The 24,441-nt window shown below is 71.5% G+C and carries 3 protein-coding genes; all 3 read right to left on the reverse strand.

The annotated features are described in order from the left end of the window. Genes ACQUSR_RS06330 through ACQUSR_RS06340 form a run of 3 tightly spaced genes read right to left on the reverse strand, consistent with a single transcriptional unit; the run spans window position 1 to window position 24,415 of the window. Window positions 1-16,773, reverse strand: coding sequence for an amino acid adenylation domain-containing protein (locus ACQUSR_RS06330; RefSeq protein ID WP_431041554.1), 16,773 nt, complete (start codon window positions 16,771-16,773; stop codon window positions 1-3). A 43-nt stretch (window positions 16,774-16,816) separates the two neighbouring features. After that, window positions 16,817-18,007, reverse strand: a complete 1,191-nt coding sequence (locus ACQUSR_RS06335) for an NAD(P)/FAD-dependent oxidoreductase (protein ID WP_431041555.1) — start codon at window positions 18,005-18,007, stop codon at window positions 16,817-16,819. A gap of 21 nt (window positions 18,008-18,028) precedes the next feature. Further along, window positions 18,029-24,415: an amino acid adenylation domain-containing protein gene (locus tag ACQUSR_RS06340; RefSeq protein ID WP_431041556.1), complete on the reverse strand. Its 6,387-nt coding sequence runs from the start codon at window positions 24,413-24,415 to the stop codon at window positions 18,029-18,031. Window positions 24,416-24,441 lie beyond the last annotated feature (26 nt).

Below are 24,441 nucleotides of genomic sequence, written 5' to 3' on the forward strand. Positions count from 1 at the left end.
TCACTCCTCGACGATCATCTTGCGCAAACGAGACCTGCTCGGCTTGGCCGACTGCTCCGCCCACGCGACCAGCTGGGACACGGTTGGCGTATCGAAAACCTTGCGGATGGGTATCTCCACGCCCATCTCACGGCGGACCCGGCTGATCAGCCGGGTGGCCAGGAGCGAATGGCCGCCGAGCGCGAAGAAGTCGTCGTCGATGCCGACCCGTTCGAGGCCGAGCACTTCGGCGAACAGTCGGCACAGGACTTCCTCGCGGGGGTTGCGCGGCGCGCCGCCGGTCGACAGCTGGGTGTAGTCCGGCAGCGGCAGCACGCTCCTGTTGAGCTTTCCGTTGGGGGTCAACGGCATCTCGGCGAGCGGTACCACCGTGGCGGGCACCATGTACTCCGGAAGGTGTTCGCGCAGGTACTGCGGCAGCCCGGCGAGCAGCGGGCCGATCGCCGAGGCGATGCCAGGACTGTTCGACAGCGCCCGCGCCGCTCGGCCGGACTCCAGGAACCCACCGGTCACGGCCCCGGGCTCGGGAAGGAGCACCACGTCGAAGCGGTGCGCGGCCTCGCTCGACCACGTGAGGAGCGCCTCCCAGCCCGCCTGCCGCGCCAGACGGTCCAGATCCGCGGGATCGACCGGCTTTCCGGACGCCGCCACCGGATCCGCCACCCCGGCCGTGACGGCGGCGGTGAACTCCTCGGCCAGCCTCGCGTTCGGAATGCCGCTGACCCGGACCGGCTCACCGCCCGCGCTCTTGACGAGACGGTGCAGATCGGCGAGCCCGCCCACCTGATCGCCCCAGCGCAGGGCCGGGACGGCGTCCAGCGCGAGCGGGCCGACCGGTGCCTTGTGCAGCACGACCTCGTAGCGGTGCCTGGTCAGCTCGTTGTGCGCGCGACCGGCCTTCAGCCGGATGTCCACTCCGGCGAACGCGTTCTCGCGTGCCCACGCGGTGAACCACTCCGGATCGACGACGAGTTCCTTCTCGGCGAGGACCGCCTTCTCCACGAGGGTGCGCAGTTCCTCCGGGCGCGCCTGTGGATGCGCGGCCCGCTGCGTCGCCGTGAGCAGCATGCGCAGCGTCGCGGCGTTGCGGACGTCGCCGACGATGATCCGGCCGCCCGGGGCGAGCCTTTCCATCGCCTGGCTCAGCACCCGGTCCAGGTACGCGGTGTCCGGGAAGTACTGCGCCACCGAGTTGAGGACGATGGTGTCGAACGCCTCGGGCGGCAGCCCGGACAGGTCGTCGGCCGGCTGGTGGCGCAGCCGGACCCGCTCGCCGTACCCGGCTCGTTCGGCCTGCGCGCCCAGCCGCTCAATGACCGTCGCGGAGAGGTCGGTACCCCAGTACTCCTCGACCTCACCGACGACGTGGGCGAGCAGCAGACCGGATCCGACACCGATCTCCAGCACCCGCCGTGGCGACCAGCGCAGGATCTGGTCCACCGCGCCGTCCCGCCATTCGAGCATGTCGGCACGCGGGATCGGCTCGCCGTCGTAGGAGGACTTCCACAACTGGAAGTCGTCGCCCCACTCCGCTTCCGCGGAGGCGGTGTAGGTGTCCTCGTAGACCTGCTGCCACTCGTCGACCTTGGCCTCGGCGTCGCCCGCCCCGCTGCCCGGTGCGGGTACCACGTAACCGACGAGGCGCTTGTCGTCCGCCTGGTCCTCACGCACGACGACGGCGGCCTGCGCCACACCCGGGTGCGCGGCGAGCACGTGCTCGATCTCGCCCGGTTCGATGCGATAGCCCCGGATCTTGACCTGGAAGTCGCTGCGTCCGAGGTACTCCAGTCGGCCGTCCGCGTTCCACCGGACGATGTCGCCGGTGCGGTACATCCTCCCTCCTTGCCCTCCCCCAGACTCCGTCCGGGGGGACCCCCCGGGCAGGAGGGGCCCATCCGCCGGCCCGAACGGGCAGGCGACGAAACGCTCCGCGGTCAGCCCCGCTCGGCCCAGGTAGCCGCGGGCCAGGCCGGAACCGGCGATGTACAGCTCGCCGCTCACCCCGCGTGGTGTCGGGCGCAGCTGGGGGTCAAGGACGTACACCCGGGTGTTCCCGATGGGGGCGCCGATCGCGGGCGGGCCGTCCCCGGTCGTGACGGGTGCCGTCGTGGACCAGATCGTCGTCTCCGTCGGGCCGTACACGTTGAACACCTCGCCGGCCTGTTCGGCCAGTGCCGCGGCCAGTGGCGCGGGCAGCGCCTCGCCGCCGACGAGCACGCGCAGCCCCTCCGCGGCGCGCGGCTCGTCCGTCAGCAGCATCTGCCAGAACGCCGGGGTGGCCTGCACCGCGGTGACCTGGTGGCGGCGCATCGCCGCCGAGACCGCGGACGGCTGGGAGACCGTCTCCTTGCCCGCGAGGACGACGCCTGCCCCGGAGATCAGCGGCAGATAGATCTCAAGGGCCGCGATGTCGAAGGCGATCGTGGTCACCGCGAGCAGCCGGTCCGCCGGTGACAGCGGGAATCGACGCCCCATCGTGGCCAGGAAGTTCGCCAGGGCCGCGCGGGGCACCGCCACGCCCTTCGGGTTCCCGGTGGAACCCGACGTGTAGATCACGTAGGCCGTGTTCTGCGGCGACGCGCCCGGCTCCGGTGGCGCATCCGGGTAGCCCGAGCAGTCCGCCGCGGCCAGCGAGTCGGTGTCGAGCACGAGTGCCGGACCGGAGTTCTCGAGGATGTAGTCGATCCGGGTGCGCGGGTGGTCCGGATCGATGGGGATGTAGGCCGCCCCGGCCTTCAGCACCGCGAGCAGGGTGGCCACCAGGTCCGCCGACCGGGGAAGGAGCACTGCCACGCGCGACTCGGGGCGCACACCGCGGTCGATCAGCCAGTGCGCCAGGCGGTTGGCCCGGCTGTCCAGCTCCTGATAGGTCAGCGAGGCGTCTTCGCCCACCACGGCGAGCGCGTCCGGGGTGGCCCGCGCCTGCCGGTGGACCGACTGCGGTACGTCCGCCTCGAGGGTCGGCTCCTCGGTGTCGTTCACCGTCCGCAGCAGCCAGTTCCGCTCGTCCTCGCCGAGTACGTCGACCTCGCCGACGGGCGTCGCCGGGTCGGCGAGGAACTGGCCGAGCACCCGGGTGAGGCGGTCGGCGATCTCGGCGGCCTGGTCCGGGCCGAGCAGGCCTTTCTGGTACTGGAGGGAAAGCTGCAGCTGCGGATCGGACGCGGCGGTCAGGGTGATCGGGTAGTGCGAACCGGCGAACGGCCGCAGCCCGGTGATGGTGACCCCGGCCGCGTCGTTGGCCTCGTCGAGGGCGTCCCGGTCGACCGGGAACGACTCGAAGAGGACCAGGGTGTCGAACAGCGTGCTCAACCCAGTGGCTTGCTGGATTTCCACGAGGCTGTGGTGATGGTGGTCGAGCAGCGCGGCCTGCCGGTCCTGCAGGTCCGTGAGCAGTTCGGCGAAGGTCTCCCCCCGCCGGCAGCGCACCCGGACAGGGAGGGTGTTGATGAAGAGACCGACCATGTCGTCGGCGTCCTGGAGGGCGGCGGGACGTCCGGAGACGGTGGCGCCGAACACGACGTCCTCCCGTCCGGTGAGGTTGGCGAGCAGCACGGCCCACGCCCCCTGTACCAAGGTGTTGAGCGTGACCCCGAGTTGGGCGGCCCGCTGGGACAGGCCGTGCATGTCGGCGAACGCCACATCCAGGTTCCCGACCCCGGCGGAGCCGTGCTGGGTTCCGGCGCGCGGCGCGAGCAGCGTGGGCTCCTCCACGCCGTCGAGTTCGGCCTCCCAGGCGCGCGCGGACCCTTCGCCGTCCTGGCGGGTGAGCCAGGCGAGGAAGTCGCCGTAGCCGCGGGTGCCGGGCAGACCCGTCCGGTCGCCGTCGGACGCGTAGAGCTGGAGCAGGTCCCGCATGAGGATCGGCATCGACCAGCCGTCGAACAGCACATGGTGGGCGGTGAGCACGAGCTCGGCGCGATCGGGGCCGAGGGCCACGAGCGCGAGGCGGATCAGCGGTGGGTTGGCCACGTCGAAGTGCGCGGCCCGGTCCTGGTCGAGGAACCGCTCGAGCGCCTCGTGCTGTTCCGGCTCGCTCGCCGCGGTCAGGTCGATGTGGCGCCACGGCAAGGGCCCCTCGTCCGGAATCACCTGCGCGGAGTCGCCGTCGGTCTTGGTGACGAAGGCGGCGCGGAGGTTCGGATGGCGGGCGAGGAGCGCTTGTCCCGCCCGGCGCATGCGTTCCGGGTCGACCTCGCCGGACAGGTGGAACACGAGCTGCATGTGGTAGACGTCGAAGGCTGCGCCGGAGAGCATCGCGTGGAACAGCAGCCCGGACTGCACGGGCGTGACCGGCCATATGTCGGTCAGTGGCCCGTACCGATCCTGCCAGGCTTCGATCTCCGCCTGCCGCACCGTGACCAGTGGCGCGTCCGAGGGGGTCAGTCCGCCCGCGTCCGGTGTCGTGGCGTGGTGGGCCACCGCGGTCAGCGCCTCGGTCCACAGGTCGGCGAGTTCGGCGACCTCGTCGCGGGAGAGCACGCCGGTCGGGAAGCCGAAGTACGCGGTCAGCTGTCCGTCGTCCGCGACGTTCGCGTTGATCTCCAGCTCCGACAGCGCGGGCATGTCCGCGTCGGGAGCGGCCACCAGTTCCCGGTATTCCAGGTCCGGCGCCCAGCCCGAGCCGCGCAGGTCGTCCGGGATGTCGGCGGCGGAGACCTTGCCGAGGTAGTTGAACCCGATCCGCGGCTCCCGGCAGCCGGTCAGTTCGGCGGCGGTACGGGAGTTGAGGTGGCGCAGCAACCCGTAGCCGATGCCCTTGTCCGGAACGACCCGCAGCTGCTCCTTGACCGCCTTGAGCGCCTGACCGGCCGCGGGGCCGCCGGCGAACGCGTCCGCCAGGTCGATCCCGGAAAGGTCGAGCCGCACCGGGAACATCGCGGTGAGCCAGCCGGTCGTGCGGGACAGGTCGGCGCCGGGGACCAGGTGGTCCTCGCGCCCGTGCCCTTCGAGGCGCACCAGCGCCGACGACTCCGGCACGCCGCGCGCGGCGCGCCAGCGGGCGAGCGCCAGGGCGAGGCCGGTGAGCAGTCCGTCGTTGGCCCCGCCGCGGAACACGGTGGGCACCGTGGTCAACAGCGTCTCCGTCACCTGTGCGGGCACGCGGACGCGCACCGTGTCCACGGTGGCGGCGACATCGCGCGACCGGTCCAGGTCCCGGGCCCCGAGTGCGGGGTCGTCGCCGCGCAGGATGTCCTGCCACAGCGGCAGTTCCGCGACGCGTCCCGGGTCGGCCGCCGCGTCGGCCATGGCGTGCATCCAACGCCGCAGCGACGTGCCCACCGCGGGCAGCGCCGGGGTTTCGCCGTCCCGCACCCGCTGCCAGGCGGATGCCAGGTCCGGGAGCAGGATCCGCCACGACACCCCGTCGACGACGAGGTGGTGCAGCACGATCAGCAGCCGTCCGGCACCCGTGTCCGGGGCGAACCACACGAACTGGGCCATGACCCCGGCGTCCGGGTCCAGCCGGCCGGCGGCCGCGTCCAGCTCGGCGGCGACCAGGTCCGCGTCGGGTCGGCCGCCGCGGACCTCCCGCAGCAGGCCGTCGGCGTGCACGCTGCCGGACGGACTGGTCCGTATTCCCGGCTCCACCCGGTCGAGCCGGGCGCGCAGCGCGTCGTGCCGGTCGAGCACCGCTTGCAAGGTCGCGACCAGGCGCGGGCGGTCGACGTCCTCGGGCAGGGTCAGCACCGCGTGCATGCAGAACCGGTCCAGGCCGCCACCGAGCGCCAGTATGTGCGCCGCGGTCGGCGGGAGCGGCATCCAGCCGATGCCGCCGCCCGGCAGCTCGGCCAGGGTCGGGGTCTCCTCCGTCCGCCCGGCCACCACCTCCGCGAGGCGGGCGACCGTGCGGTGCTCGAAGATCTCCCGTGTGGTGATCACCACTCCGCGCGTCTTGGCCCGTGCGACGACCTGGATGGAGCGGATGCTGTCACCGCCGACGCCGAAGAAGTCGTCGTCCACGCCGACCCGTTCGGTGCCGAGCACGTCGGCGTACACGTCGGCGAGCGCCCGCTCCGCGTCCGTGCGCGGTGCCCGGTACTCGGCGCCGGTGAACTCCGGCACGGGCAGCGCGGCCCGGTCCAGCTTGCCGTTCTCGTTCCGCGGCAGCTGGTTCAGCACGACGAGGGCGTCCGGCACCATGTAGTCCGGCAGCCGCTTGGCCGCGAAGCGCCGCAGCTCCGCCACCGAGACACCGGCGTTCAGGTCGTAGTCGCCCGCGGCGTCGCCCGCACTGGACTTCGATGCCACCGGCACGATGTACCCGACGAGGCGGGTGTCGGTCTCGGACCGTCCCGCGGTGGAGACCACCACGGCCTGGCTGACGCCGGGGTGTCCGGTGAGCGCGGCCTCGACCTCGGACGGCTCGATCCGCAGACCGCGCACCTTCACTTGGGCGTCGGCCCGCCCCACGTACTCGAGGCGGCCGTCCGCGCCGCGGCGCACCAGGTCGCCGGTGCGGTACATCCTCCCATCCGACGGGTCGAACGGACACGCCACGAACCGTTCCGCGGTCAACGCGCCCTGTCGGTGGTAGCCGCGGGCGACCAGACCGCCCACGTACAACTCGCCGACGACGCCGGGGGGCACGAGGGCCAGTCCCGGACCGAGCACGTAGGCGCGCATGCCGCCGAGCGGATGCCCGATCGGTACCGCGCCGGTCCCGGTCCACCCCTGCGGCACCGTGAACGTCGAGGCGTAGAAGCTCTCGGTCTGCCCGTAGGCGTTGACGATGCGCGCGTCGGGCAGCGCGTCCCCGACCTTGGCGACCAGGTCGGCGGAGAGCCCTTCACCGGCGAAGACCAGGGTCTCCACGTCCAGCTCGCCGGTCACCTCGTCGAGCAGCGCGGAGAACACCGACGGCACCGCGCTGATCGTGGTGCCCGACCAGCCGCCCCGCTCACCGAGCTCCAGCACGTCGCGGACGATCTCGACGCTCGCGCCGACGCTGAGCGCGGTGAAGATCTCGAACACGGAGACGTCGAAGTTCACCGATGTCGCGCCGAGCATGCGGGAGCCCTCCCGGGCCCGCACCACCTCGGCGAGCCGCCGCACGCCGTTGGCGACCCCGGCGTGCGTGATGCCGACGCCTTTCGGCTTTCCGGTCGATCCGGACGTGAACATCACGTACGCGAGGTTCTCCGGCCGGACCTCGCGGTGCGGCGGCGGCGTTCCCGCGTCGACATCCAGGTCGCCGAGGCCGAGCAGGGGCACCCCGAGGTCCGGCAGCGTGTGTCGCACCGCGCTGTCCGTCAGGACCAGGAACGGGTCCGCCTCGCGCAGGAGCACGTCGACCCGCTCGGCCGGGTGGTCGGGATCGATCGGCAGATACGCTCCCCCGGCCTTGAGCACGGCGAGCAGCGCGACCGCCAGGTCCACCGAACGCGGCAACGCCACGGCGACCAGCGTCTCCGGCCCGACCCCGCGGGCGCGCAGCGCCGCGGCCAGCCGATCGGTGCGGGCGTCCAGTTCCCGGTACGACACCTCGGTCGGCCCGCACGCCACCGCCACGGCGTCCGGAGTCCGCGCCGCCTGGCGCGCGAACAGGTCCGGCACCGTGGACACCGGCACCGGCGCCGCCGTGTCGTTGAGCTCCGTGAGCAGCCAGTCCCGCTCGGCATCGTCCAGCACGTCCACCGCGCCGATCCGCGCCCGCGGATCGGCGACCACCTGCCGCAGCACGCGGGTGAACCGCTCGGCGATGGTCTCGGCCGTGGCGCGGTCGAACAGGTCGGTGGCGTACTCCAGGAGGCCCTGGGCCTGTCGCCCGTTCTCGTCCGTCACCTCCGTGAGGTTGAGGAACAGGTCGAACTTCGCGGTGCCGGTGGCGATCGGCTCGATGCCGACGCGCAGTCCGGGCAGCTCGAAGTCGGCCCGCGTGAACTTCTGCCAGGCGAACATCGCCTGGAACAGCGGGTGGTAGGCCGTGGAGCGGTCCGGGTTGAGCAGCTCCACCAGACGCTCGAAGGGCACGTCCTGATTGCCGTACGCGGACAGGGACTTCTCCCGCACCTGCTCGAGGAGTCCGTCGAAGGTGGGGTTGCCGGACAGGTCGGTGCGCAGCACCCAGGTGTTGACGAAGAAGCCGATCAGGTCGGTGAGCGCGTCGTCGGTGCGGCCCGCGATGGGCGAGCCGACCGGGATGTCGTCCCCGGCGCCGAGGCGGTGCAGCAGGACGGCGAACACCGACTGCATCAGCATCGACACCGTGACGTCCCGCTGCTTCGCCAGGTCCTCGACGGCGGCGAGCAGGTCGTGGTCGATGGCGAACTCGAGCATGTCGCCGCGGTGGCTCGCCCGTGGCGGCCGCGGCCGGTCCGTGGGCAGGGCGAGCGGCTGCGGGGCGCCTGCCAGCGTCTCGCGCCAGTACTCGGACTGGGCGGAGAGCACACTGTCCGGCTCGTCGGCGTCGCCGAGCAGCTCGCGCTGCCAGAGCACGTAGTCGGTGTACTGGACGGGCAGTTCGGGCCACGCGGGGGCCCGGCCCTCCCGGCGGGCGGCGTAAGCCTGCGAGATGCCCTGGATGAGCGGGGCCATCGACTCGCCGTCGCCGGCTATGTGGTGGATGACCAGGGTGAGGACGTGCTCCTCGGGGCCGACACGCAGGACGCGGGCCTGCACGGGGATCTCCGAGTCGAGGGCGAAGGCGTGGCGGCCCGCGTCCGCGACCGCCCCGGCCACCTGCTCCGGGGCCACCTCGATGACGGGCACGGCGAGGCGCGCCTGAGCCACGGGGAGGACGCGCTGGCAGGCGATGCCCTCCTCGTCCTCGACGTAGAGCGTCCGCAGGCTCTCGTGCCGGTCGACGACGTCCTGGATCGCCGCCGCGAGCGCGTCCGCGTCCAGGGCGCCGGTCAGCCGCAGCGCCATCGGGATGTTGTAGGTCGCCGACGGTCCCTCGAAGCGGTCGATGAACCAGAGCCTGCGCTGGGCGAACGACAGCGGCGGCTGCTCCGGCCGTTCGGTCAGCCTCCGCAGCCGGGGTCGTACCCGAAGGTCCGACGACAGGTGCGCGGCGAGCTCGGCGACCGTGGGCGATTCGAAGACCACCCGGATCGGGATCTCCGCGTCGAGGACCGTACGGATCCGGCTGGTGAGCCGGGTCGCGAGCAGGGAATGCCCGCCGAGGGCGAAGAAGCTGTCGTCGATGCCGACCCGGTCCACGCCGAGCACCTCGGCGAACAGCTCTGCCAGGGCCTCCTCGCGGGTGGTGCGGGGCGCGCGGTAGGCGGCGCCGGTGTACTCGGGCTCGGGCAGCGCGGCCCGGTCCAGCTTGCCGTTGGGCATCAGCGGCAGCCGGTCCAGGAGCACGAAGGCGGACGGGACCATGAACTCGGGCAGCCGCCCGGCGACGAACCGCCGGATCTCCTCGGAGTCGGTCTCGCCCGACGGCACCGCGTACGCGACGAGCTGCTTGCCGCCGCCGGGCCCCTGCCGGGCGATGACGGCGGCCTGGGCGACCTCGGGGTGCCCGGTGACCGCGGCCTCGACCTCGCCGGGTTCGATGCGGAAGCCGCGCACCTTGACCTGCGCGTCCCCTCGCCCCACGTACTCCAGCTGGCCGTCGCCGTTCCAGCGGGCCAGGTCACCGGTGCGGTACATGCGCGAGCCGGACGGGCCGAACGGGTCGGCGACGAAGCGCTCGGCGGTCAGTTCGGCGCGGCCGTGGTAGCCGCGGCCCACGTTCCCGCCGACGTACAGCTCACCGACCGCGCCCGGCGGCACCGGCGCCAGGCCGGGGCCGAGGACGTAGGTCCGCATGTTGCCGAGCGGGGTGCCGATAGGCGCGCTGCCCGCCCAGTCCGCCGGGTCGCCGGCGACGGTGAAGGCGGTGGCGTAGAACGACTCGCTCTGCCCGTACCCGTTGACGACCCGCACGCCGGGGAAGGTGTCCTGGACCTTCGCCACCAGGGAGCCCGGGAGTGCCTCGCCGGCGAGGACGAGCGTGTCCACGCTGGTCTTGTCGGCGATCCGGTCGACGAGTTCGGCGAACGCGGACGGCACGGTGGAGACGATGCCGCCGCTCCAGCCGCCCCGCTCCGCGAGGACGAGCACGTCGCGCACGATCTCGACGGCACCGCCGCCGACGAGGGTGGTGAAGATCTCGAAGACCGATACGTCGAAGTTGATCGACGTGCCCGCGAGCAGCCGCTTGCCGGGGCCCATGCCCACCACGGGGGCGAGTCGCAGGATGCCGTTGACCACGTTCGCGTGGGTGATGGAGACGCCCTTGGGCTTGTCCGTGGAGCCGGAGGTGTACATGACGTACGCCAACTGGTGTGCCTGGAGCGGCAGTCCGAGGTCGCTGCCGTCGGCGTCGGACAGGTCGAGCGTGTCGAGGTGGAGTACGTCGGCACCGTGCGCGGGCAGGACGGGCTCGGTCGCGGTGTCGGTGAGGACGAGGTGCGGCCGGGCCTCGGCGAGGATCGCCGCAAGGCGGTGGCTCGGGTACGCGGGGTCGATCGGCAGGTAGGCGCCGCCGGCCTTGAGCACGGCGAGCAGTCCGGCCACCAGGTCCGGCGAGCGCGGCAGCGAAAGGGCCACCACGGACTCGTCGCCGACGCCGCGGCCGGCCAGGGCGTGGGCGATGCGGTTGGCGCGGGCGTTCAGCTCCCCGTACGTCAGGGAGGTGTCCTCGAAGACCAGTGCCACCTCGTCCGGGGTCGCCGCCGCCTGGCGCTCGAACAGCTCGGTGACGGGGACGTCGGGTGTCTCGGCCGCCGTGTCGTTGAGGGCGAGCAGCCGGTCGCGCTCGGCCGGCTCCAGGAGGTCGATCCGGCCGACGGGCAGCTCCGCGTCGGTCACCAGCTGCCCCAGGATGTGCCCGAGGCGGGCCGCGATCAGCTCGACCGCGTCCCGGTCGAGGACGCCCTCCTGGTACCTGAGGAGCAGCCGCAGATGCGGGTCGGCGTCCGCCATCACGGTCAGCGGGTAGTGGGTGCCCGTGGACGGGGTGATGCCGGTGAAGGCGATCCCGCCCGCCGATTCGGTGGCGGCGCTGAGCCCTTCCCGGTCGACCGGGTACGACTCGAAGACGACCAGCGTGTCGAAGAGGGACGGCAGGCCGACGGCCTGCTGGATCTCCGTGAGCCCGTGGTGGTGGTGCTCCAGGAGGCCGGCCTGCCGGTCCTGGAGCCGGGTCAGCACCTCGGCGAGGGTGTCGCCGGGCGCGTACTCGACGCGTACGGGAAGGGTGTTGATGAACATCCCGACGATCGAGTCGACGTCCGTCACCGCGGGCGGGCGCCCGGAGACGGTGGCGCCGAACACCACGTCCCGGCGGCCGGTGAGCTGGCCGAGCAGCAGCGCCCAGGCGCCCTGGACGAGGGTGTTGACGGTGACACCCAGCTCGGAGGCGCACCGGTTGAGTTCGCGTGCCTCGTCGATCGGGAGCGCGAGATCGACCAGGCCGAAGCCGTCGTCGTCCGCGCCCGCGGAGCCGGGGGCGAGCAGGGTCGGCTCCTCGAGCCCTTCGAGCTCGGCGGCCCACGCCCGTGCCGCCTCCTCCTGGTCCTGCTCGGAGAGCCAGACCAGGAAGTCCCGGTAGCCGCTCGCCCTCGGCAGCGCCGAGAGGTCGCCCGCGGCCCCGTACAGCCGCAGCAGGTCCTGCATGAGCAGCGGGAACGACCAGCCGTCGAAGAGGGCGTGGTGGGCCGTCAGGACGAGTTCGGAGCGGTCGGGGCCCATCCTGACCAGGGCGAGGCGCAGCAGGGGCGGCTCGACCGGGTCGAAGTGGCGGGTGTGGTCCTCCGAGAGGAACCGCTCGAAGGCCGTCGCGCGCTCGGCCTCACCGAGATCCCGCAGGTCGATCTCCTGCCAGGGGACCTCGACGTGGTCCAGGACGAGCTGGACCTGGTGGCCGTCCGCGTCGGTGGCGAAGGCGGTGCGCAGGTTGGCGTGCCGGTCGAGCAGCGCCTGGCCTGCCGCCCGCATCCGGGCCGGGTCGACCTGGCCCTCGACATGGAAGGTGAGCTGCATCTGGTACGCGTCGACGGCGGTGTCCGCCAGCATCGTGTGGAACAGCAGACCGGACTGGAGCGGGGTGAGCGGCCAGACGTCCGCGAGGCCCCGGTAGCGCTCCTCCCAGGTCTCGATGGACCGCTGGTCGACCTCGACCAGTGGCAGGTCGGAGGGGGTGAGACCGCCTGTGCCCGGGGTGGCCGCGTGCCGGGCGAGGGCGCCGAGCGCCTCGGCCCAAAGGTCGGCCAGTTCCTGGACCTCGGCGCGGTCCAGGACCCCCGGCGGGTAGAAGATCACGCCGTCGAGCCGGGCGCCCTCGTCGGTGTCGACGACCGCCGAGTTGAGCTCCAGGACGGACATGGCCGGCATGGTCGCGTCCAGGGGCGCGACCAGTTCGGAGATCTTGGTGAAGCCGAGGCCGCGCAGGCTCTCCGGCATGTCGGCCGCGGAGAAGCGGCCCAGGTAGTTGAAGCCGATCTGGCCGGTCGGGAGCTCCCTGAGCTCGGCGGCCGTCTCCTCGTTGAGGTACCGGAGCAGGCCGTAGCCGAGACCCTTGTCGGGGATCGCGAGCAGCTGCTCCTTGACCGCCTTGACGACTCCGCCGGCGGCCGGTCCGCCCGCGAACGCCTCGTCGAGGTCGAAGCCCGCGGTGTCCAGGCGCACCGGGAAGAGGCTGGTGAACCAGCCGACCGTGCGGGAGAGATCGGCGCCCGGGACCAGGTCCTGCTCGCGGCCGTGGCCCTCCAGCTTGATCAGCGTGGACGGCTCGTCGACGCCGCGGTCGCGCCGCCACCTGGCGACGGCGAGGGCGAGGGCCGCGAGGAGTCCGTCGTTGACGCCGCCGTGGAAGGCGGCGGGCACCTTGGTGAGCAGCGCTTCGGTGACCTCCGCCGGGAGCCGGAACTCCAGGCGCTCCAGAGCGGTGCGGGTGTCGACGGCCGGGTCCAGCGGCCGTGCGCCGAGCAGCGGGTCGGGGCCGTCCAGGACCTCGCGCCACAGCGGGAGTTCGGCCCGCCTCCGCTTCGCGTGGGCCTCGTCGACGAGGGCGTGGGTCCAGCGGCGTACGGACGTGCCGACCTCAGGCAGCTTCGGCTCCCTGCCTTGCCGTATCTGCTGCCAGGCCCCGGCGAGGTCCGGGAGCAGGATGCGCCAGGACACGCCGTCGACCACCTGGTGGTGCAGCACGATGATCAGGCGGCCCGGGCCCTCGTCCGGGTCGAACCACACGAACTGGGCCATCACTCCGCCGGCCGGGTCCAACCGGCCCGCCGCCGCGTCGAGTTCCTCGTCCAGGAGATGCCGCCAGGACTCGCTGTCCCAGTCGCCGTCACAGGCGATCCGGCGGATCAGCGCGGCCGCGTCCACCGAACCCACCGGGTCGACGCGCAGCCCGCCGTCCGCGAACCGGGACCGCAGGACGTCGTGCCGGTCGAGGACCGCGCCGATGGTGGCGGCGAGACCGGCCGCGTCGATGCCCTCCGGCAGTTCGGCGAGCATCGACATGGAGAACCGGTCGTGCCCGCCGCCCAGTTCGAGCATGTACTCGGTGATCGGCAGCAGCGGCAGCAGTCCCGTGCCGCCGCCCTCGTACTCCTCCAGGACGGGCCGCGTGTCGTCGCCCGCGGTCGCCACCAGCGCCAGCTCGGCGACGGTGCGCCGCTCGAAGATCTGCCGGGGGGTGACCTCCAGGCCCTGGGCGCGGGCCCGGGAGACGACCTGGATGGAGCGGATGCTGTCACCGCCGACGGCGAAGAAGTCGTCGTCGGCACCCACCCGGTCCAGACCGAGGACCTCGGCGTACACCTCGGCCAGGATCCGCTCCTCGGCCGTGCTCGGCGCGCGGTACTCGCTGCCGGCGAACTCCGGCTCGGGCAGCGCGGCCCGGTCCAGCTTGCCGTTCGGGGCGAGCGGCAGCCGGTCGAGGACCATGAAGGCGGACGGCACCATGAAGTCCGGCAGCCGCTCCGAGACGAAGCCGCGCAGTTCCTTCGCGTCCAGGCCGGAGCGGAAGTCGGTCGTCGTGTTGTCGCTGGTGAAGGCGGGGACCACGTAGGCGACCAGCTGCTTGCCGGTGTTGCCGCCGCGTCCGTCGCGGGCGATGACGGCGGCCTGCGCGACCCCTGGGTGCGCGGTGAGCGCGGCCTCGACCTCTCCGGGCTCGATACGGAAGCCGCGCACCTTGACCTGGGCGTCGGCCCGGCCGACGCATTCCAACCGGCCGTCGGCGTTCCACCGCGCCAGGTCGCCGGTGCGGTACATCCTCCCTCCTTGCCCTCCCCCAGACTCCGTCCGGGGGGACCCCCAGGGCAGGAGGGGCCCATCCGCCGGCCCGAACGGATCCGCCACGTAGCGCTCCGCGGTCAGCTCCGGGCGGTCGTGGTAGGCCCGGCCGAGGCAGGTCCCGGCCACGTACAGTTCTCCGACCACGCCTTGCGGTACCGGGGCGAGGCCCGGCCCCAGCACGTAGGCCCGCATGTTGCCCAGTGGTGTCCCGATCGGCGCGACGTCCGTCCCGTCCCAGTCGTCGGACGCGGCGAGGGAGAACGCCGTGGCGTAGAAGCTCTCGCTCTGCCCGTAGGAGTTCACCACGCGTACGTCGGGCAGCGCCTCGCGTACCTGCTGCACCAGCGAACCCGACAGCACGTCGCCTGCGAGCACCACGGTGTGCACGTTGGGCATCGTGCCGAGCTGGTCGACCAGTTCGGCGAGGACCGGCGGCACCGTGCTGATCACGTTGCCGTCCCAGGCTTCCCTCTCCGCGAGGGCCATGGCGTTCGGCACCACCTCGACGGTGCCGCCGGTGAACAGGGTGGTCAGGATCTCGAAGACGGAGACGTCGAAGTTCACCGAAGTGCCGGCCAGCATGCGCCATCCGGGCGGCGCGTCCAGCGTGCGGACCAGTTCGAGCACCCCGTTGACGACGCTCCGGTGCGTGATCGCCACGCCCTTGGGCCGGCCGGTGGAGCCGGAGGTGTACATCAGGTAGGCCAGGTTGTCCGGTCGCAGCGGCGTGATCCGGCCGGTGTTCCCGGGGGTCCCGTCGGCCGTGTCCCAGTGCGCCGAGTCGTCCAGGTTGATCAGGTCAAGGCCCTGCCGCGGGAGTTTCGCCGAGGTCTCCGTGTCGGTGACCGCGAACCGCGGGCGCGCGTCGGACAGCAGGAAGTCCACGCGCTCGCTGGAGTACTGCGGGTCGATCGGCAGGTATCCGGCACCGGACTTGAGGATGCCGAGCAGCCCCACGAGGAGTTCCTCGGTGCGCGGCAGGGCCAGCACCACGACGGATTCCGGCCCGGCACCGCGCCGGATCAGTTCCCGCGCGAGGCTGTTCGCCCTGTTGTCGAGCTCCTCGTAGGTCAGGGTGCGCCCGTCGCAGACGACCGCGGGCTCCCGGGGCGTCCTGGCCACCTGGCGTTCGAACAGCTCCGGAACGGTCACCTCGGGCAGGGGCGTGGCGGTCGCGTTGAACTGGCTGAGCAGCCGCTCCCGCTCCCCCGGTTCCAGGACGTCGAGGCCGCCGACCCGGCACTCGGGGTCCGCCACGATCTGGCTCAGCACGCGGATGAGACGGCTCGCGATGCCCTCGGCCGTGTCCCGGTCGAACAGGTCGGTGGCGTACTCCAGGCGGCACTCCGCCCCACCGGCGGGGTTCGGGATCATGTTGAAGAACAGGTCGAACTTCGCCGCCTGGTTCTGGTTCGGCTCGAACACCACCTCCAGGCCCGGGAGCTCCACCTCCGGCCACGAGATCTGCCAGGCGAGCATCACCTGGAAGAACGGGTGGTACGCGGCGGACCGGTCCGGGTTGATCAGTTCCACCAACCGCTCGAACGGCATGTCCTGGTTGTCGTACGCGGCGAGGGCCTTGTCCTTCACCCGGTCGAGCAGCTGGGAGAACGTCGGGTTCCCGGAGAGGTCGGCGCGCAGGACCCAGGTGTTGACGAAGAATCCGACGAGCTCCTTCAGCGCCGCGTCGGTACGGCCGGCGATCGGCCCGCCGATGGTCAGGTCGTCCCCGCCGCCGAGGTGCTGGAGCAGGACCGCGAGCGCCGACTGCATGACCATGGACACGGTGGTGTCCCGCCTGGCGGCCAGCTTCTCCACGGCGGTGAGCAGCTCGGGATCGATCCATGCCTCGACCAGGTCGCCCCGGTGGCTCGGCGTCTTCGGCCGGGGGCGGTCGGTCGCGATGGACAGTGGCTGCGCCAGGTCGGCCAGCTCCTGCCGCCAGTGGCGCAGTTGCCTGGCCGCCAGGCTTTCGGGATCCGACTCGTCGCCGAGCAGGTCGCGCTGCCAGAGCGTGTAGTCCGCGTACTGCACCGCGAGCGGCTCCCACACCGGCGCCCGGCCCTCCCTGCGGGCCGAGTACGCCGACGTCAGATCCCGCACGAGCGGATCGATGGACTCGCCGTCCGCGGCGATGTGGTGGAGGACGACCGCCAACGTGTGGTCGCGCGGTGCGCACTTCAACAGCCTGGCCCGGATCGGCAGGTCCGCCGTCAGGTCGAACGGCAGGGCGACCGTGTCGCGGATCGCCGCTCCCCGTTCCTCCTCCGTGACCTCGATGACGGGCAGCTCGAAGGGCTGCGCGTCCGATGGCAGGACGTGCTGGTACGGCGTGCCGTCGCCGTCCTCGACGATCACGGTCCGCAGGGCCTCGTGCCGGTCGACAACGTCGCGAAACGCCATCTCCAGCGCGCCGGCGTCCAGCTCACCGGTCAGCCGGAGCACGAAAGGCGCGTTGTAGGTCGGCGAAGGACCTTCGAACCGGTCAATGAACCACATCCGACGCTGCGCAAACGACAACGGGATCATCTTGTCTGAATACCTCCGCGACCTATTGGTGGGACGCTGCCGCTCAGCTCTGGACGAGTGCTGCCAACAGGTCATCGTTGTAGAAGTCTTCAAGGGAGCACGCGCCGGACAAGGTGGAGAAGTACCGGTCGATCAGCTCCTGGTTCCCCACCAGGCTCTGGAGGAAAGCGGTCCGCTCCTCGGTGGGTTTCAGCTCCGCCACGTTGAGCGTGCTCCGGTAGAAGTCGTAGAAATGCCCGTCCAGATCGCTCTCGTAGCGCTTCAGCGCGGCCTTGAGCCCGGCCTCGTCGTGCAGCTGGTCCCCGATGTGCTCGGTGAGCAGTTCGGCCTGGACGAAGGCGTCGGTGATACCGCGGGCGGCTATGGAGTCCTTGTGGTGCACCGCGTCGCCGATCAGCGCCCAGCCCGGCCCGCCCGCCTTGCGGAAGAAGTTCTCCTGGTGGCCGGTGCCGTAGAGCTGTTCCACCCGTCGGCCCGCCGAGATCCGGTCGTGGAGTTCCGGCGCCGTCGTGCGGACCGCTTCGAGGTACGCGGTTTCCACGTCGGCGCGGACCTTGTGGAACTCGCGCTGCGGGAAGTAGGTCATGACCAGCGTGAGGTCGTTGTTGGTCGGGATGACACCGATCCAGCGGTCCAGGCGCTCGTACTGCTCGAAATGCGCCGGAACCCCTTCCCAGTAGCTGTAGTAGGTGCATGTCATGCGCGGGTCCTCGATGACGAACTTCGCTCCCGCCTCGCGCGCGACCAGTGATCGCATGCCGTCCGCGCCCACCACGAGGCGCGCGCGCTCGGTCGCCTCCGCACCGCTCGGCGTCTTGTACCGCACCCCGACGACCCGGTCGTCCTCGAACAGCAGCCCGCTGACCGTGCAGTTCTCCCGGAACTCGACGCCGGCTGCCACGGCCCCCGCGGCGAGGATCGGGTCGAGCACGAAGCGCCTCGGCGCATAGGTGATGCGGTGGCCGTCGACCGGCAGGGACCATCCGTCCAGTCGCACACCGGCCGACTCGTAGCTGATGTGGTCGATCGGCCGGCAGCCCGCCTGCCGGAGGTCTTCCAGCAGGCCCCACTTGCCGAGCAGCGCGACACCCGGCTGGTGGATGTAGTGCGAGGACAGTTTGTCCTGCGGGAACTGCACTTTCTCAAGGAGCAGGACGCGATATCCCTGCCGAGCGAACAACATCGCGGCCGGAGAACCAGCGCAACGAGCACCGACGACGATCACGTCGTACATGGCGCCTCCGTCCTGGGTAGATTATCGGTCGTAGTGCGGCGACGAATCAGAAGAAGCGGGCACGATTTCCCCGCCCTTCGTCCTTCTGCTCAAGGCCGGCCGGTTCGACAGGGACAGTTCTTCCCACACCGTCGACAGAGCGGCGATGGTGTGCGTTTCGAACAACGTGCGGATCGGTATTTCCAGGCTCAGTTCCGCACGGATCAGGTTGACCAGCTTGATCGCCCGCAGCGAGTTTCCGCCGAGGTCGAAGAAGTCGTCGTCGATGCCCACGCGATCCACTTCGAGCACTTCGGCGAACAACGCGCACAGAGAGTCCTCACGCGCCGTCCGCGGCGCGCGGTATGCCACAGGTTCGGCATCGCACTCCGCCGGCTTTGCCGATTCCTGGTCGAGGTGGAGCAGCTCGCGCAGCCGGTCCCGCGCGGCGGCGTCGAGGGCGTCGAGCGCGCCGACCGCGGTGTCGGGATCGTCCGCGATGCGCTCAAGCACGCGCACCAGGCGAGCGGCGATCAGCGTGACCGTCTCGTGTTCGAGCTGCCCGACCGGATAGTCGATGGAGAGTTGGAGGTACGGTTCGGCGGACGCGTTCAGCGTGACGGGGTAGTGCGAACCGTAGTACGGCCGCATTCCGGTGACCGCGAAGCCCGCCGCGGCATCGGCTTCGGCGAGCGCGACCCGGTCCACCGGATAGGACTCGTATCCGATGAGCGTGTCGAACAAGGTGGCGTGCCCGGTTTCCTCCTGGATGTCGGACAGCCCGTAGTAGTGGTGGTCGAAGAGCCTGCCCTGCCGGTCCTGGAGGTGGACCAGGAGCTGGGCCGCGGTCTGCTCCGCCAGGCACGGGACCCGCACCGGAATGGTGTTGATGAACAGCCCGACCATGCGGTCCGAACCCGGCAGCGCATCCGGGCGCCCGGAGACGGTGGCGCCGAAGACCACGTCCTGTTGCCTCGTCAGCTGTGCGAGGAGCATCGCCCACGCGCCCTGCACCAGGGTGTTGAGCGTGATGCTCAACGCCGAGGCACACCGGTTGAGTTGCTGTGCCGCCTCGAAGCTCAGGTCGAGCTCCACCCGCCGGATGCCCTCGGCGCCGCCGGCCGCGCTCTTCGGGGCCAGCAGGGTGGGGTGGCGCAGCCCGTGGAGCTCTTCGGCCCATGCGCGAGCGGACGCCTGGTGGTCCTGGTCGGCGAGCCACGTGAGGAAGTCCGCGTAGTCACGTGCGGGGGGAAGGTCGGCAGGGGCGCCGTCCGCCGCGTAGAGCTGGAGCAGGTCCCGCATCAGCAGCGGCAGTGACCAGCCGTCGAACAGCGCGTGGTGCGCGGTCAGCACGAGTTCGGCCCGATCGGACGCCGTCACGGCCAACGCCAGGCGGATCAGTGGCGGTGCGGCGGGGTCGAAGTGGGTCGCCCGGTCTTCGGCGAGGAACGCCTCGAGGTCACCGCCACCGGTGAGGTCGAGGAGGCGCCAGGGCAACTCGGTGTCCTTCGGCGCGAGTTGGACCGTCTCGCCGTGGTCGCTGGCGACGAACCCCGCTCGCAGGTTCGGATGGCGCTCCAACAAGGCCTGTCCGGCGCGGCGCATCCGCTCCGGATCGATCACGCCGGAGAGGTGGAACACGAACTGCAGGTGGTACACGTCGAACGAGCTGTCGGCGAGCATCGTGTGGAACAGCAGGCCGGACTGCACCGGCGTGACCGGCCATATCGCGGCCAGCCGGCCGTACCTCGCCTCCCAGGTGTCGATCTCCGCCTGGCGCACCTCGACCAGGGGCGCGTCCGCGGGAGTCAGCCCACCGGCGCCGGGCGCCGAAGCGTGCCGCGCCAGCCCCGTCAGCGCCTCGACCCACCGCTGCGCCAGCTCGTCGGCCTCGGCGCGGGAGAGAACCCCGGCCGGGAATCCGAAGTGCGCTGTCAGCTGCCCGTCCTCGCCGACAGAGGCGTTGATCTCCAATGCCGACAGCGGCGGCATGTCCGGGTTCGGAGCGGGGATCAACTCCCCCAGGTTCGACAGGGGCGTCCAGCCGTCCTCCCGGAGTTCCTCGGGAAGGTCCGCCGCGGAGACCCTGCCGAGGTAGTTGAACCCGATCTGCGGATCCCCGTACTGGCTCAGGGTCGCCGCGGTGTCCTCGTTCAGGTGGCGCAGCAGCCCGTAGCCCATCCCCTTGTCCGGGATCGAACGCAGCCGCTCCTTGACGAGCTTGACCGCCCGTCCAGCGTCCGGCCCGCCCGCGACCGCGTCGTCCACGTCGACGCCCTCAAGGTCGAGCCGCACCGGGAACGTGCTGGTGAACCAGCCGACCGTGCGGGAGAGGTCGGCTCCGGGGACGACGTCTTCCTCCCGGCCGTGGCCCTCCAGACGAATGGAGAACGACGCGTCGCGCAGTCCCCTCGCACGCCGCCAGCCGGCCACCGCCAGCGCCAGACCGGCCAGCAAGCCGTCCTCCGCGCCGCCGCGGTACGCCGCGGGCAACGCGGTCAGCACCGCTTCGGTGACCGCGGCCGGCACCCGGACGCGCAGCCCGTCCACCGTCGCCGACACGTCCACCGCCGGGTCCAGGGCCCGTTCCCCCAGCGGCGGTTCCGCGCCCGACAGCATGTCCTGCCACAGTGGAAGTTCCGCGTGCCGGTTGGCCGACTCGTCCACCAGGGCGTGCGCCCACCGCCGGGCCGAGGTACCGACCTCGGGCAGCACCGGCTCCTCGGCGGCACGCACCTGTCGCCATGCCGCGGCCATGTCGGGCAGCAGGATGCGCCACGACACGCCGTCGACCACCAGGTGGTGCAGCACCACCAGCAGCCACCCGGGCTCCGAGTCCGAGGTGAACCAGACGAACTGCGCCATCACCCCGTTGCCCGGGTCCAGGCGGTCCGCGGCGGCGTCCAGCTCCGCCGTGACGGCTTCGTCCTGCGGCGGCCACTGCGCACACGGAACCCGCCGCAGCAGCGGATCGACCTCCACGGCGTCCGCCGCGTCGACCCACAGGCCCAGCCCGGTCGGCTCGAGCCGACCGCGCAGGATGTCGTGGTGGGCCAGCACGGCTTCCAGCACCGCGACCAGTCCGGCCCGGTCGATGGCCTCCGGCAGTCGCACGGTCATGGCCATGGAGAGCCGGTTCGTGCCGCCGCCGGCGCCGAGGACCTGGAGCGCCACCGGGGAAGGCGGAATCCGGCCGACACCGCCGCCGGGCAGCTCCGGCAGCCTCTCCCGGCCGCCTTCCCCCTCGCTCACGAACTCGGCCAGCCGGGCGATGGTGCGGTGTTCGAAGATCTCCCGCGCGCTGACCCGGAGTCCGCGTGCCTTGACCCTCGCCACGACCTGGATCGAGCGGATGCTGTCCCCGCCGACGGCGAAGAAGTCGTCGTCGATGCCGATCTGTCCCACACCCAGCACATCGGCGAACACCTCGGCCAGGGCCCACTCGGCCGCGTTGCGCGGAGCCCGGTACGCCTGGCCGCCGAGCTCCGGCTCCGGCAGCGCGGCCCGGTCCAGCTTGCCGTTCGCGGTCAACGGCACTCGGTCCAGGATCACGAAGACCGAAGGCACCATGAACTCCGGCAACCGCCCGGCCGCGAACCGGCGCAGCTCGCCGCTCGAAACACCGGCCTGGAAGTCGAGGTCGCCGACGCCGCCCGCGCCGTCGCCGCCGACGAAGCCACCGCCGGCCGGCACCGCGTACCCCACCAACCGCCGGTGCCCGGAACCGTCCGCCGCGGCGACCACGACCGCCTGCGCCACACCGGGATGCTCGGTGAGCACCGCTTCGATCTCGGCCGGTTCGATCCGGAACCCGCGCACCTTCACCTGCGCGTCGGCTCGGCCCACGTACTCGAGACGGCCCTCTGCGTCCCACCGCACCTGGTCTCCGGTCCGGTACATCCGCCCACCGGCCGGGCCGAACGGACAGGGCACGAACCGCTCGGCGGTCTGCCCCGGCCGCCCGACGTAGCCGCGCGCCAAACCGGCACCGGCCACGTACAGTTCCCCGACGGTGCCGACCGGAACCGGCGCCAGGCCCGGGCCGAGGACGTACAGCGCGGTGTTGTCCATGGGACGGCCGATGGGGATGGTGTGGCGTACCCGCTCGTCGGCCGCCAGGCGGTGCGAGGCGGCGAACACCGTCGTCTCCGTCGGCCCGTAGCCGTTGGCGACCGTCACGTCTGGGCAGGCCTCTCGCACCCGGCGCACGGCGGCGGGTGACACCACGTCACCGCCCGTCCACACCTCACGCAGCCCGGCGAGGCATTCCGGACGTTCCTCGGCGATCGCCGAGAACAGCCCGGCGGTGAGCCACAGCACGGTGATCCCGTGGGCAGTTCGGAGTTCGGTGAGCGTCTCGATGTCCAGCTCTCCCGGTGGAGCCACGACCACCCGGCCACCGTTCAGCAGGGGCACCCACAGTTCCATGACGAACGCGTCGAAGGTGTACGGCGAGTGGAACAACGTGGTGGTGTGGCTGCCGCCCTGCCAGCGGCGGTCTGTCACGTACGCCTCGAGGTTGCGATGCGTCGTACCGATCCCCTTGGGGGCACCGGTCGACCCGGAGGTGAACATGGCGGCCGCCATCTGGTCCGGATGCCACCGCGCCGGGAGCGCCGGCAGTTCGCCGTCTGCGTCGAAGGTGCCGTCCGGGCCATCTTCGCCGTCGAGCGCAACGGCGGGAATCGCCAGGTCCTCGGGCAGCGTTTCGGCTGTCGCCGCATCGGTCAGGACCATGCGCGCCCCCGCGTCGCGCAGCATCGACCTGATCCGCTCCGCCGGGTACGCCGGGTCCAGCGGCAGATAGGCCCCGCCCGCTTTCAGGACCGCCAGCAAAGCGACCACCAAGTCCACCGAGCGCGGCAGGGCGACCGCCACGACCACGTCGGTGTCGACGCCCCGGTGCCGCAGCACGTCGGCCAGACGGTTCGCGCGCGTATCCACGTCCCGGTACGACAGCGCCGCGTCCCCGGAAACCAGGGCCACCGCGTCGGGAGCCTGCTCCACCTGGCGTGCGAACAGCCCTGGCACCGTCAGCCCCGGCAGCGGCACGTCCGTGTCGTTCAGCTCCCGCAGCAGCCAGTCCCGCTCAGCACCGCTCAACGGGTCCACCGCACCGACCCGTGCCCGCGGGTCGGCGGCCAGGGCCCGTACGAACGTGACGAGCCGCGCCGAGAACCGCTCCAGCTCGGCGGCGGTGTACATGTCCCGCGGCGCGTCCATGCTGATCGTGACGGCTTCCTCCGGGCCGGACCGGAACACGGTGATCATGAGTTCGTCCGGCGAGGGGAAGCAACCGCCGAAGAAGGACGCCGGGTGCGCGCCGAAGCGGAGGCGCTGCATCGGGATGAAGTTCAGGATCACGCCGACCGGGCTGCGCCTGACATCGGTCAGCCCCATGTCCTGCCTGATGTCGGCGATGAGGCGCCGGCCGTGCGGGGTGACGGACGCCTTCTCCGCGGTGATCGCGCCGGCGATCTCCAGGAACGAATCGGTTTCCCGGACGGCGACCCGTAGCGGGACGAAGTTCGCGGCCATTCCGGTCGCCCTCCGAGTGATCTCGGAGCGGTTGCCGGCGGCGAGCGAGAACATGAGTTCCGAGAGTCCGCAGGTTTCGTGCATGAACACGGCCGCTGCGGTCGTCACCAGGGTGGGTACCGAGATGCCGGCCGACCTGGCGACCCGCTTCCACTCGGCGGCCTCCTCGCTGGGGATCGCTGTCGTGCAGTTCGCCATGCCGCTCGCATGGGCGACTCGCGCCGGACCGCTGCCCGGTGTCGAGTCGTCTTCGCCCGGCCGGATCTCGCCCGCTCCGTGCGTGCTCGGCAGCCGAGCGGCGTCCGGCGGATCCGCGAGGTAGTCCCGCCAGAACGCCGCGTCCTCGGTGAATCGCGCCGAGTCTCGGTAGTCCGCCTCTTCTTTCGCCACGATGTCGGCGTCCAGGACCGATGCTTCGGGGACCGGCTTCCCCTCGGCCAGGGCCGTGTAGATCTCGGCGCACCGCAGCGCGAAGTTGTTGTAACCAATGCCATCGGTCACGATGTGGTGGAACATCAGGCAGAAGATCCAGCGGGATTGGCTGAGTTTGACGGCGCCGAGCCGAAACAACAGATCGGAGCTCAGGTCAAACCGTTCCTCCTGCACCTCTGCGAGCACCGAGTACAGCCTTTCCTCGGTGTCCTCGGAACCGCTCAGGTCAACGAAGAAGGGTTGCCACGATCCAAGTTCTCGAGGAACAGCCCGCAGTCCGCACTCGGTCTCCTCGAACGTGACCAGGAGGCTGGCGCTCTCCTGCAGTGCCTGCCGCAGTGCCGTGATCAGGATGTCCCGGTCGAGCGCACCGTCGACCTCCCACCAAGCGGCGATGTTGTTGCGGATCGACGGATTCAGCTTGTCGGCGATCCACAACCCTAACTGTGACGTTGACACACTTGCGGCAGACAATGAACCCACCT

This window comes from Streptomyces sp. P1-3 (genome assembly GCF_050613155.1).
Lineage (GTDB): Bacteria > Actinomycetota > Actinomycetes > Streptomycetales > Streptomycetaceae > Streptomyces.